Here is a 12,642-nt window from a genome sequence, read left to right on the forward strand (position 1 = left end):
CCGACGCCAGTGCGTCATGGGAAGATTATTAAGTTAAAAAACGACGTCACAAAAGCTGGACGATGTCCTGCTCCCAGCGCTTGTTCCAACCATCGAGTTCCTTGCCAAGGTGATCCCAATCCGGCACGACCACAAATTCCTTAATTTCCACAGGGGAGAAATGAAGATATTCGAGGGTCTGCTTCGCCTTTGAGTTGACGGGGACTTCGCCCACGTCCTTGCCATAGCGCTCGCTGGCATCTTTGCCGATCATGTAGTTGGCGAAGTCAAATGCCAGTTTCTTGTTTTTGGAGCTCTTCAAGATCACCCACCCCGACACGAACAGGAACGTTTTCAAATCCTTGTTCGTCTTAGTCAGTGGGACGGCCTTCACGCCCTTGATCCCCGAGAACGTGCCCTGGTCGATGCAGGTCACTGAGGTTTCGCCGGTATCCAGCGATGTGATCAGGTCCGAGGTTGTCGCCGCTACGCGCCCGATGTTGCCGGACTTCGCGAGTTCCTTTAGGAATTCCCACCCTGGCTCCAGGTTGAATTGATCGCCGCCGCGGGCCATCGCCAGGGCTACGACCTGCAGGTTTGTGTTCAATGTCGGGTTTGGCCAGAGAATTTGGCCTTTCAGCTTCGGATTCAACAGGTCCTCAATCGACTTGATCTCGATCGGGCACTTTTCAGGAACGTAGGTGAAAAAGATCCCGCTCGATCCCCGCGGAACCACCTTCCAATTGCCGTTCGCATCTTTAGGGATAAGCCCTTCGGGGACATCCGCCAGGTTCGGGCAGTCTTCGATGGTGACGGTTTCCGCCCAATCTTCTCGGATCATCGATTGGAAGACCGGACTCCAATTATCAACAACGTCGTAGGGGGGATTCGGCCAGGCCGCCTTGATCTTTGGCAAAATCGACGCCGCTCCGCCGGCATGCAGTGTCCAGTCGATCGACGCCTTGCCCCATTCAGCCGCAAGCGCCTTGGTGTGGTCGATGAAGGGTGGGCCCCATTCAACCACGGAAAGCGAATCCGCTGCGCGAGCCTTGCCAATAAACGGTCCGGTCAATTGTGCTGCGGCTAGCGCCGCACCTCCGGCAAAACTCGTCTTGATGAAGTTCCTTCGCGAGAATTTTGTCATTTGCTGTTCCCCTGTTTGGACGCTTCTGAATTTGGTCCTTGCGATGGCTCCTGTTGCATGGCTATGTTCGCATTGGCGGAGCACCACCTATATACAGCTACGATGCAGCATTTGTCAATGAGAGATTCCGGGCTCGCGTCGCGTGCAGATGGCACGTTTCTAGAAGACCAGGGGATGAATCATTGCCATGTAGTCGATGATGTGTTTTTGCCAAGAGACAGACGGAGCTAAATTGGAACAATGAATAAACCCACTAAGCTAAGTGCCGATGAACGCCAGCGATCCATGTATGAGATTATTCGGCAGCGGATTAGCATATTACATTATCCTCCTGGTATGATGATCAATGAGACGCAACTCGCGACGGAGTTCGGCGTCAGTCGGACGCCGCTACGGCGGGTACTACAACAGCTCAGTTATGAAGGGTTACTTGAGATTCGTAATGGAGTCGGCACGCGCGTCACCGACATCGATATGAAGACATTCAAGGACATTTATGACCTTCGAATTCTTCTTGCGGAGACAATGGGATCATTGTCCCCGAACTGGGCCACGGATCGGCACCGGGAGACCCTCGATGAGCTCATCGCGCGAGCTGAGGACCTTCGCGGTCGGCGGGACATCGAGGGCTATGCGCATCTGGCTAACGACCTTTCAGCTCTGATCTGTGATCTCATTGGCAGCGCACCGATGCGCGAAATCACGGACCTGCTGTACTACCGGGTCGCCCGGATCTGGTATACGTTCTTGCCGAATCTTGACTGGGACGACGTTGTGGAAGAGCTGTTGGGCGAATTAAAAGGCCTTTCGGCCGCTCTGGCGTCCAGTGATCTCGGCACGTTCGGTAAGGTGAGGGCGACGTATCTACGCTGGATGCTGAAGAAAGTCAGCCGCTATATTTCGAGCGACTGACCCCATGCGAGGGCTCAAGCCCCAACCGCGAAGAGAAGCGAGTGAACGCGGAACGGCCCGAGAGAGGTGCTGGAGAGATACCAATGTGTTTCATGACCCTGCGAGCCAAGGTTCGGGACTCTCAACGAGACAGCACGAAACGATCCTCCCCCATCGCTTCGGGCGAAAGAGTTGTTCGCGCGCTCTTTTGATCTGTTTCGGGTCGCCGGCAATGCGGCAGGCTTTTCTAAGCGGAACTCGGTGTGACCTTATTCGCAGAAAACCGATGCACGAAGTGACGGCCATGGGCAAGCGAATCTGATTCAGACGGTAGCTGGGTTAGATCGGCCGCGACGCTTACGGTTTGCCTGATCTTGGGTCAAGTTCTCCGGGATAGATCGCCTCGCATTATTGTCGCTTTTCGCGAGATTGTCGCGGGATTGTCAGTGCTCGCGCAGCAGGCGTCCGTACCCGTCGAATTGATCGCTGATTCCTGCCAGGCGCAGGCAGTTCCACATCATCCCCTGGTTACTGGTAATCACAGGCTTGCCCGTGTCTTGCTCTATCTGGTCAATAACATCAATGGCGCGGAAGCCACCGCAGCTCAAGAAGATCGCATCTGCGTCCGGGTGATCGATCGCCTTGGCGAACTCACGAATGTATGCCGGTGTCACCCTTGTAATATCCTTGTCGTAAACCAGATTTAGCCCCTGAACATTCAGGAGCTCGAAACCGCTCTTTTGCATGTATTGCGCAACGACCGACGTTACGTCATCCGTGTAGGGCGTACCCATCACGATCTTTTGGGCTGATATGGCGCGAAGCCCCTCGACAACACCGGTCAGGAGCGTCGTCGCCTGCCTATCAGGATTGGCCCGCTTCAATTCACGGACGACTGCTTCTTCCCCCATTACAGCGGTCCCCGACGTGCAGGCATAGCAGATTACGGGAACCTCGAATTCCGGCATCAAGTCCGCCGCAGATGCCGCCAATCCGCTTTCCATCGCTGCTAAGTTTTCTACGGTGCAGCCTATCGGCATGTGCGAACGGGTGAAGTGGACACAGACGCCTTCCGGCGCCATGCGCATCATGTCTTCTTCAATCAGGTGGTCACTTGAAATCAGGACAAAGCCGATCCTAGTGCGCCATGCACGCCCATTGTCGAACTCTGGTACCCATTTTTCCGAGGCAACTGTCAGAGCCATCTGGGTTCTCGCCGCTTCCGCCATTTGCATTCCCTCTTATTGTTTGATGGATGCCGTGCGTCTCGCTCACGGTAAGCGAGGATCATAAGCTCCCCTCGGGTAAAATACAAGCTATATACAGCTTAAATTTATCCCTAGAAAAGGACTGGGGGCGGTGCCCTAGCTTTCGATTCCTAATCCCGAGTGTCGATGGGGGAGCATGCCTACGGTCGCGACGCAATAAGTTGCGAACGCTGTTGTCGCCAGCGTTTTCGAATTCCCGGACTATCTCTCCATTTGGGACGAACATCCGGAACGCTGCGAAATCGCTTCGCAGAGTTCCCACTCCCTTTGCGGATAGGCTCGGCTCATCTGGCTCGGGTATAGTTGAATTGAGCGTTGGCGGCATTTCTGGCAGTTGGCAAGCGGCGATCCTAACATGTTGAGCCAACTCGCCTGCCCGGGGATTGCGAATTTGCTGGAAATAGCCTCCTTCATCTCCACCTGAGACGCCCGCTCACGGTCCACCCTGCACTGGCTGTGGGTCAACCAGTCAGCACACCGTGAAAATGGCACTAATTTGAGATGATGGTTCCTGCATCGAGACGGAGTGCGCGCTCGAATGCGAAGGCTGCGATCGCGGTGTCCTGGATGCCGGTCCCGGTGAGATCGCAAACTGTTATGTCGTCGTCGGATCTACGGCCTGGCTCTCGACCGGCGATGACCTGGCCAAGCTCCGGAAAATCGGTATTGGTGGTCACGGTTCCTGCGGCTATCGCGGGTCGGAGTTCTCCTTGCCGCCGGCATTGCGCCAAGCTGTCGCAAATGTATCGGCTGGCGGCGGGGATCACGTCGGGAGCAAGCTCCGTCTTGTAATCCGCATCGGTTCCCATTGCTGTCACGTGCTGGCCAGGTCTCAGCTGCGACCCATGGATCAATGGAATCCGGGAGGGGGTCGTGGTGACAACGATGTCGGCTGCGGTCATCACGTCGTCGATGGTCCCGGTCCGCACGTCTATACCCAGCTTTTGCCGGCAATCGTCGGCGCATTGCCGTGCTTTCTTCGGATCACGCCCCCAAATGACAGCTTCCTGGATATCGCGGACAAGTGTGAGGGCCTCCAACTGCAGGCGAGCTTGTGTACCGCTTCCGAGTATGCCCGCGACATGCGAGTCAGGCCGCGAAAGCCATTTGGCGGCGACCGCGCCCGCGGCTGCAGTGCGGATGTCGGTCAGATAGCCGTTATCGAGATGGATTGCCTCGACCATGCCCGTGCGGGCGGCAAACAGTATCATCAGGCCACTTACGCTTGGTAGTCCGAGTTTTGGATTATCGAAGTAGCCGGGGCTCATTTTGATCGCGAAACTCTCAATTCCCGGCACGTATGCGGTTTTCACGTCCACCTCGCCGTTATGTTCGGCAACATGAAAGCTGAGAATGGGAGGCATCACGACGTCCCGTGTCGCGAGAAGTTTGAAGGCGTTCTCGACACATTCCACCGCGTCGGGATCAAGAGCAACGACTCGGCGCAACTCGGCCTCCGTGAGGATCTTGATATCAGCCATTTTCCGCTCCTCCTTCTGCCGCAGCCGCAATGTCGCCGACCTCGCCGTCGATGAGCCGCTTGTGCAGTGCCATGTCGAGATTGCAGCCTGTGACCAGGGAGACACAGATGCCAGGTTTACCGATCTTGCCTGCGAGAAGTGCGGCGATGCCGACGCTGCCCGATCCTTCGATAACCTGTTTTTCTGACCAGTAAGAGTGGCGAACCGCGTTAGCGATTTCTCTCTCCGTCACCGTGATCAACTCGTCTGCGAGATCGCGAACCATGTCGAACGTGTAGCGATTGTCGAGCCCAATGCCGCCGCCGAGCGCATCGGCGAGTGTGGGCAGTTCCTCCACAAAAATTGGCTTGCCCGCGCGCTGGCTCTCGATCATCGCAGCACCCCGTTCCATCGAGATGCCGACGACACGAATCGATGGGTTTGCGGATTTCAACGCGAGCGCGACACCGGCTAAGAGACCGCCACCCGACAGTGGGATCAAAACCGTCTCGACTTCGGGACAATCCGCAAGAATCTCCAGACCTAAGGTTCCCTGACCAGCGATGACGTCAGGATGGTCAAAAGGAGGCAACATGATCATGCCTTCTGCCTCGACAAGGCGGTCGACCTCAACTTGAGCGTCGTCCTGCGACCGGCCGGCAATCAGAACTTCGGCACCATGCGACCGAACGCCCTTGACCTTGTTCGACGGCACCAGTTCAGACATACAGATGATGCATCGAACGCCGGCTTCGTTGGCCGCATAGGCGAGGCCGCGTCCGTGATTGCCGGTCGAAACCCCGACCACACCGCGGGCACGTTCGGCATCCCTCAGTCTCAGAACAGCGTTTGTTGCTCCCCGCAGCTTGAAGCTTCCAGTTGTCTGAAGATGCTCCAGTTTTAGATGAACGGTGCCTCCAGTCAGGTCCGACAAATATGGTGAAACGATCAGCGGAGTCCGTCTCACTCGCCCATCAATTCGTTTTCGCGCTCGGTAGATATCTTGAAGGCAGATCGTATTCATTCTGCGGCATCCATTTGGCGTTCGTCCGTCAGATACCTTCGATGATTCCGTTCCAATCGACTGTCCAACCCGGCTATGAAATGCAACGTCATATTCTCTCCAGCGCGGTCTTGTCCCGGCGCGAAATGAATCGGCAGCGCTTGTCGATTGCTCTGCGGCGCCACCCTAGGAGCAATCGTTGCTGGCTAACTCGGGAAGAGAAATGACCAGCAAGGTCCTCCTTGGATTATGTTCACAGTTTGAATTTCAGCTATATATAGCTTGTGTTTTCCTTTGGTCAAGCTTATCATCTCCTCATTGACGACTCGTGCGCGAGGAACGGCGTCGGTCAGAAAATGGRGAAAATGCAAATGGCGGACGTGGCGAGAACATCCTCGCCAAACTGCCCGAGCTTGTCGCGCATCAGCGATCCGTTTGGCAGGTACGGTCGCCTGCTACGCAAGCGCAGACCAAATTTCTCTAAAATTCCCGAAGGAAAAACAATCATGATGCGAGCCAGTCTTATCCCGCAATCAGAATTCGATGCACGGATGAACCAGGTCAAACAAGTCCTCGCCCAAGGTGGAATGGATGTTGGGATTGTCACGAGCGCGGAAAATATCTTTTACCTCACTGGATTAGACCACCAGGGATACTTCGGACCTCACGCCCTCGCTGTTCGCCCAGATGGCGAGACGCTCCTGTTTGCCCGAGCACACGAACAAACGACCGTAAATCGCCAAGTCAAGAATTCCCTTTTCGTAGGATATCCCGATACAGCTTCGCCCGGGGCCTTCATTGCAGAACATCTAAAGAGTGTGGGCCTAGGAGATGCGACGATAGGGATCCAAGGAGAAAGCCTTGGATTTCCGCCGGCGTTCGACACTGCCGTTCGCGCTGGACTGCCGGAGGTTCAGTGGTCCGACATTTCGGGGCTCGTCGAGCGGTTCCGGCTGGTGAAGTCCGACAATGAGGTTTTCGCTATTCGAAAAGCCGCCGCCGTCTCCGACGCGTGCATGGAGACGGCGCTTTCAGTCGCAAAAGTGGGCATTAACGAGCAGGCTATCGCAGCCGAGGTCCATAAACGGATGTTCGAAATCGGCGGTGAGTACGTCGGCTTCGGTCCCTTCATTCGGTCCGGCGAGCGGCTGCCTTATGAACACGAGGTATGGACCGACCGCGCCATCGGCCAGGGCGAGCAGCTTCTTTTGGAGATGGCCGGATGTGTCGGTCGTTACCACGCGCCTATGGGAAGGTTGGCATTCGCAGGGAAGGCGCCCGCGGGCACGCACGAACTAGCGGAAATCTGCATTGCAGCACAGGACCGTGTTCTCGAGGCGATGCGGCCGGGCGCCACCGGCGCCGATGTCTACAATGCTTGGCAGTCCGTCATCGACGAAGCTGGATTGACGCATTATCGCCGACATCATTGTGGCTACGCCGTAGGTATCGCGTTCCCGCCGACGTGGACTGGCGGCATCGGTGTCGTCAGCATGCACCCCGAGAGCGATCTGGTCCTGGAATGCAATATGGTGTTCCACCAATTATCCTGGTTGCTCGGCTGCGGCCGAGGAGACTACTTCGTTTCGGACACGGTGTTGGTGGGTGAAAGTGGAGGCGAACGTCTAACCACGGCATCACGCGATGTCGTGGTACTGTGATCGGACCAAGTATAGGCAAGAAAACTAGAATTTTATGGCAAACGTTAGCTGCTGCGCATAGGGCTGCGATACATTCTATTAAGACTTAAGGAGAGCGAACGTGAACGATCCCACATCTTTGCGACATCCCGCTGGTGAGGTTGCACTCGACAAGTCTCCATTGGGGCCCGCGGATATCGAGCGCATCATCAAGGCGGTTGAGAACCGCTTCGATGAGCAGCTCGATTTTTTGACACAGTTGGTGCGTGCGGCCTCGCTTCGAGGCAATGAAGCTGTTGTTCAGAAAATTGTCTCCAGCGCGCTCGAAGCACGCGGCTATGACGTTCGCAGCTTCGCGATCGATCCAGCTCGCATCGGCAAGGATCCGGCTTTCTCACCGACCAGATTTGACCTCAAAGATTCTACCATTGTGGTTGGCTCGAAGCGGCCAGCACTAGAAGGCGGCAGGTCTCTGGCCCTGAACGCACATGTCGATGTGGTGCCAGTCGGCACAAGCGCCCGATGGAAATATGAGCCGTTTTCGGCCACTCGCGACGGGGATTGGCTTTATGGCCGTGGTGCCGGTGACATGAAAGCGGGCTTGGCTGCAAACCTTTTCGCCCTCGACGCGCTTGCAGCCGCAGGCTTTGGCCTGAAGGGGGCGGTCCAATTTCAGTCAGTCATTGAAGAAGAGACCACGGGCAACGGAGCGGCAATGGTTCTTGCAGAGGGTTTCCGCGCTGATGCAATTCTCATTTCGGAGCCCACCGATGAGAAGCTTGTCAGCGCGAATACCGGCGTCATGAAATTTGCTGTCACAGTCCAAGGGATTCCGGCTCACCCATTCGAGGTCGCCACCGGTAGGAGCGCAATCGACATCGCAATTCGGACTATGGTACATCTGCGCCAGCTCGAACAAGAGTGGATCGCGGAGCGACCCATATCTCAGCCCGATTTCGCCGGCGTCGACAATCCAATAGCTTTGACAATCGGCACGATATCGGGAGGCGAGTGGCTCGCCTCGGTACCAAGCGAGTGCCGTTTTGAAGGCCGCATTGGCTTCTACCCTGGCGAGATGCCAGAGGCGCGCGCCGTAAGGTTTGAGAACTTTCTCAAAAATGCATTTCTGAACGACCCACAACTGAAAGGATGCCCCGAGCCTGAGATTGAATGGGTCGGCGTCAAGCAGGGTGGATATGTTCTTGCTTCAGGAAGCGACGCAGAAGCACTGCTGGCAAAGGCGCACACCCTCGCTGACAATTCCGAAAGGGAACTTCAACGCTTCGTAATGCCTTGCTATCTCGACGCAGCTGTCTTTGCCTTGCACGGCGGCATGACCAGCCTGGTTTACGGGCCAGTTGCCGAACACATCCATGCTGTTGATGAGCGAGTGAGCTTGCCGTCGCTGTTGCGGGTTACAAAGGCCATCGCTTTGTTTGCCGCAGCCTGGTGTGGAGTAGAGGCTCGAGCGGAGCACGTGTAGCCCGGGTAGGCAGAGCATGCTTCCGACCGAAGTTTCCAGCCCTGTCCATGCTTTCTGATCCACTTGTCTCGCTCGGCCACAGTTCAGAGACCAGAAATATTCGTCGCAGATGCGGCAGCAAAAGGGAGTTCAAATGACCATCAACATCAAGGATATCAGCGAAAAGGACCGCAACTCTGTCCTGCATCCTTTCACACAGCTGAAGGACTTTGCGACCGGCAAGCTGGGCGAACCGACCATCGTCGAGACGGGCAAGGGCATTCGCATCCAGGATGCGCACGGCAACCACCTGATCGACGGCTTTGCAGGGCTTTACTGCGTCAACGTCGGCTACGGCCGCACCGAAGTCGCGGAGGCGATCTCGCGCCAAGCCTATCGCCTTGCCTACTATCATTCCTACGCGGCGCATACGACCGATGAACTTGCGATCCTCTCGGATCGCCTCGTGAAGATGGCGCCGGGCAAGATGAGCAAGGTTTTCTATGGCATGTCCGGCTCGGACGCCAACGAGACCCAGGCCAAGCTCGTTTGGTACTACAACAACCTGCGCGGCAAGCCGGACAAAAAGAAGATCATCTCGCGTGAGCGCGGCTATCACGGCTGCAGCGTCGTCTCCGGCTCGATGACAGGCATGAGCTTCTATCACGACCATATGGACCTGCCGCTGCCGCAGATCGTCCATACCGGCGCGCCTCATCACTACTGGGGTGCAACCCCGGGGGAGACCGAACGCGAATTTTCCGCGCGACGAGCCGCCGAGCTCGATCAGCTGATAGAACGTCTGGGTCCCGACAGTGTAGGCGCCTTCATCGCTGAGCCTGTGCTCGGCACCGGCGGCATCACGCCTCCGCCCGAGGGGTATTGGGAGGCTATCCAGGCCGTCCTGAGAAAGCACGACGTACTCATCATCGCCGACGAAGTGATCACCGGCTTTGGCCGCACCGGCTCCATGTTCGGCTCGCAGCATTACGGCATCGAGCCCGATCTGATTACCGTCGCAAAAGGTCTAACCTCTGCCTACTTCCCGCTCTCCGCGGCGATCGTTGGCGAGAAGGTCTATAAGGTGATGGAAGACGGCGCTGACAGGGTTGGCGCATTCTCACATGGCTATACCTACTCGGGTCATCCGATCGGCGCCGCCGCGGCCAACGCGGTTCTCGACATCGTCGAGAAAGAAGACCTCCCTGGCAACGCGCGTGACGTTGGAGCATTTTTCCAAGCGCAGCTGAAGGAAAAATTCGCCCAGTTGCCGATCGTCGGCGAAGTGCGAGGCGTCGGCCTAATGGGCRCAATAGAATTCGTAGCCGATCGCGACAGCAAGAAACGTTTCGACCCGTCGCTGAAGGTTGGTGCGCGAATTTCCAAGGCAGCCCGCGACCGTGGTCTTATCGCTCGTGCCATGCCGCATGGGGATATTCTGGGCTTTGCGCCGCCGCTCGTAACAACCAAGTCAGAAGTCGAAGAGATCGTTGCAATCGCCGAAAGCGCCGTTCGCTCCGTCATGGACGAACTCGCTCGCGACGGCCAGAAGATCTGAAAGAGGACAGCCGAAGCGGCGCGGCCGCCATCGCAAACGTTCAGGTAGCAATCAACCGATGCATCAAGTGAGGAGAGGGCGTGGGGTAGGTCCCAGAACCTTTGCTCCGACCAAGAACTTAGCAGTCGCGCATGCGACGCATCATTAGGGAAGAAGAAGCTCGCCTATGACCGCTGCCCAACTGCACATCACGACCGGCCTGGCGCCCATACCCGTGTACAGCCCCTATGACGGGTCGCTTGTGGGTACGGTCGACGCTACGGATGCAAGCGAAATCGGCGAACTTTTGACACGCGCCGGACGCGGAGCCGGGCTTTCGCGCAGCCTGCCAAGGCACCGGCGCGCGAGCATCCTTGAAGATGCTGCAAAGATTGTCGAGCGCCGTCGCGACGCCTTCGCCGATACCATCGTCCGGGAAGCTGGAAAGACCATTGTTCAGGCGCGCAAAGAGGTCCTGCGTTGCGTCAATACGCTGAAGCTCTCGGCTGAGGAAGCAAAGCGCAATGCCGGCGAGATCGTGCCCTTCGATGCGTATTCTGGATCGGAGCAGCGTCAGGGTTGGTTCACGCGTGAACCGCTGGGGATCATAACCGCCATTACCCCCTACAATGATCCGCTGAACCTTGTGGCTCACAAGCTCGGTCCCGCGGTCGCCGGCGGCAATGCCGTGCTGTTGAAGCCTTCAGAGCTGACGCCGCTTTCGGCGATCAACCTCGTCGAAGCGCTACGCGAAGCCGGTTTGCCGCAAGAGGTAATCACTGTCGCGGTGGGCGGTACCGATCTCGGCAAGGCCCTGGTCGCCGCCCGCGACGTTCGCATGGTGTCGTTCACCGGCGGATTTGCAACCGGAGAGGCAATCAGTCGCTCGGCAGGGCTCAAGAAACTGGCGATGGAACTCGGTGGCAATGCGCCCGTCATCGTCATGAATGATTGCGACTTCGACAAAGCGGTCGAACGCTCGGTCTCCGGCGCGTTCTGGGCGGCCGGACAGAATTGCATCGGCGCCCAGCGCATTTTGGTGCAGGCGGCACTTTATGAGCGGTACCGCGATGCCTTTGTCGAGCTAGCGAAAAAGTTGAAGGCAGGCGATCCGTCACGCGAGGATACCGACGTTGGACCGATGATCTGCAGAGAGGCAGCGGAACGCGCCGAGACGGCAGTCAATGAAGCCATTGACGCGGGTGCGAAATTGTTGTGCGGACACCGCCGCGAGGGCTCAGTCTACGATCCGACTGTGCTGGAAGGCACGCCTCAGACCTGCCGGCTATGGCAAGAGGAAGTGTTCGCGCCCGTCGTGATGCTTGCTCCATTCGACACGCTTGAGGAGGCCATCGAGATGGCCAACGGTCCCGAATACAGCCTGCATGCCGGCATATTCACCAACAATCTCTCTGCCGCGCTTGAGGCGGCAAAAAAGATCGAGGCAGGCGGCGTAATGATCAACGACTCGTCGGACTATCGCTTCGATGCCATGCCCTTCGGGGGCTTCAAATACGGCAGCATGGGCAGGGAAGGCGTTCGATTTGCCTACGAGGAGATGACTCAGCCTAAAGTGGTTTGCATCAATCGCGGTTAATCTCCGGGCCCAAAAAGCGAGATTGGCGTTCAGGAGAAGCTCCATTTGTACCAGCAGTATTCGACTGTTCTGAGGCATGCCATTGCGAGTAAAATGCTCAGTATTCAACAAAGTGAATTTAAAGATGACGCACTACGTACTCACTGTTTCATGCAAATCGACTCGCGGTATCGTTGCTGCGATTGCGACTCTCCTGGCCGGCCAGGGCTGTAACATTGTCGATAGTTCGCAGTTGGACGATCTCGACACGGGCAGGTTTTTCATGCGCGTCTCCTTCATCTCTGAGGAAGGTGTCGGCCAGGCCGACCTGGTGAAAGGCCTTCAGCCGATCGCCGAAAAGTTTGCGATGGATGCTGAGATCCGCGATGCCACCAAGCGCATGAAGGTGCTGCTGATGGTGTCGCGCTTCGGCCATTGCCTCAACGACCTGCTTTACCGCTGGAAGATAGGCGCCCTGCCTATCGACATCGTTGGCGTCGTTTCAAACCATTTYGAATACCAGAAGGTCGTGGTCAACCACGACATTCCCTTTCACCACATCAAGGTGAGCAAGGAGAACAAGCCGCAGGCAGAAGCCCAGATCCTCGACATCGTCGAGCAGACCGATACCGACCTGATCGTGCTTGCCCGCTACATGCAGGTTCTTTCCGATGCCATGTGC

10 protein-coding genes are annotated in these 12,642 nt (G+C 56.9%); 6 read left to right on the plus strand and 4 right to left on the minus strand.

Going from position 1 to position 12,642, the window contains the following annotated elements; all coding sequences use genetic code 11:
- Window positions 1–46: 46 nt before the first annotated feature.
- Window positions 47–1,123 (minus strand): ABC transporter substrate-binding protein, encoded by a 1,077-nt coding sequence (locus AC1D0N_RS30720; RefSeq protein ID WP_477250254.1) that lies wholly within the window; start codon window positions 1,121–1,123, stop codon window positions 47–49.
- Between the two features lie 240 nt (window positions 1,124–1,363).
- Between AC1D0N_RS30720 and AC1D0N_RS30725 the strand changes: the two genes are divergently transcribed.
- Window positions 1,364–2,035, plus strand: a complete 672-nt coding sequence (locus AC1D0N_RS30725; RefSeq protein WP_477250256.1) for a GntR family transcriptional regulator — start codon at window positions 1,364–1,366, stop codon at window positions 2,033–2,035.
- 422 nt (window positions 2,036–2,457) lie between these two features.
- On the opposite strand, the gene AC1D0N_RS30730 is transcribed toward AC1D0N_RS30725, so the two are convergent.
- From AC1D0N_RS30730 to eutB, 3 genes are all read right to left on the minus strand, one after another.
- Window positions 2,458–3,243: a maleate cis-trans isomerase family protein gene (locus tag AC1D0N_RS30730; protein ID WP_477250257.1), complete on the minus strand. Its 786-nt coding sequence runs from the start codon at window positions 3,241–3,243 to the stop codon at window positions 2,458–2,460.
- A 530-nt stretch (window positions 3,244–3,773) separates the two neighbouring features.
- Window positions 3,774–4,763: a cyclodeaminase gene (locus AC1D0N_RS30735; RefSeq protein WP_477250259.1), complete on the minus strand. Its 990-nt coding sequence runs from the start codon at window positions 4,761–4,763 to the stop codon at window positions 3,774–3,776.
- Window positions 4,756–5,766 carry a hydroxyectoine utilization dehydratase EutB gene (gene eutB / locus AC1D0N_RS30740; RefSeq protein ID WP_477250260.1) on the minus strand — a complete coding sequence of 337 codons (1,011 nt, stop codon included), beginning with the start codon at window positions 5,764–5,766 and terminating at the stop codon, window positions 4,756–4,758. The genes AC1D0N_RS30735 and eutB overlap by 8 nt, the downstream gene beginning before the upstream one ends.
- A 350-nt stretch (window positions 5,767–6,116) precedes the next feature.
- Here eutB and AC1D0N_RS30745 point away from each other — a divergent pair, with 350 nt between their 5' ends.
- From AC1D0N_RS30745 to AC1D0N_RS30765, 5 genes are all read left to right on the plus strand, one after another.
- Window positions 6,117–7,406, plus strand: a complete 1,290-nt coding sequence (locus AC1D0N_RS30745; protein ID WP_477250262.1) for a M24 family metallopeptidase — start codon at window positions 6,117–6,119, stop codon at window positions 7,404–7,406.
- A gap of 100 nt (window positions 7,407–7,506) precedes the next feature.
- Window positions 7,507–8,868 carry an ArgE/DapE family deacylase gene (locus tag AC1D0N_RS30750; RefSeq protein WP_477250264.1) on the plus strand — a complete coding sequence of 454 codons (1,362 nt, stop codon included), beginning with the start codon at window positions 7,507–7,509 and terminating at the stop codon, window positions 8,866–8,868.
- A 133-nt stretch (window positions 8,869–9,001) separates the two neighbouring features.
- Entirely contained in the window at window positions 9,002–10,405 is a 1,404-nt protein-coding gene (locus AC1D0N_RS30755) for an aminotransferase (protein WP_477250265.1), read from the plus strand.
- A gap of 166 nt (window positions 10,406–10,571) precedes the next feature.
- Window positions 10,572–11,981 (plus strand): aldehyde dehydrogenase family protein, encoded by a 1,410-nt coding sequence (locus AC1D0N_RS30760; protein WP_477250267.1) that lies wholly within the window; start codon window positions 10,572–10,574, stop codon window positions 11,979–11,981.
- 124 nt (window positions 11,982–12,105) lie between these two features.
- The coding region (locus tag AC1D0N_RS30765; protein WP_477250269.1) for a formyltransferase family protein at window positions 12,106–12,642 on the plus strand (537 nt) is incomplete at its 3' end.

The organism is Mesorhizobium sp. P2_E10 (assembly GCF_056404235.1).

Excerpts from the sequence above, each read along its gene's own strand:
- AC1D0N_RS30760 (WP_477250267.1), top strand. The coding sequence starts at position 10,572 with ATGACCGCTGCCCAACTGCACATCACGACCGGCCTGGCGCCCATACCC.
- AC1D0N_RS30735 (WP_477250259.1), bottom strand. The coding sequence starts at position 4,763 with ATGGCTGATATCAAGATCCTCACGGAGGCCGAGTTGCGCCGAGTCGTT.
- AC1D0N_RS30730 (WP_477250257.1), bottom strand. The coding sequence starts at position 3,243 with ATGGCGGAAGCGGCGAGAACCCAGATGGCTCTGACAGTTGCCTCGGAA.
- eutB (WP_477250260.1), bottom strand. The coding sequence starts at position 5,766 with ATGAATACGATCTGCCTTCAAGATATCTACCGAGCGCGAAAACGAATT.
- AC1D0N_RS30725 (WP_477250256.1), top strand. The coding sequence starts at position 1,364 with ATGAATAAACCCACTAAGCTAAGTGCCGATGAACGCCAGCGATCCATG.
- AC1D0N_RS30745 (WP_477250262.1), top strand. The coding sequence starts at position 6,117 with ATGGCGGACGTGGCGAGAACATCCTCGCCAAACTGCCCGAGCTTGTCG.
- AC1D0N_RS30720 (WP_477250254.1), bottom strand. The coding sequence starts at position 1,123 with ATGACAAAATTCTCGCGAAGGAACTTCATCAAGACGAGTTTTGCCGGA.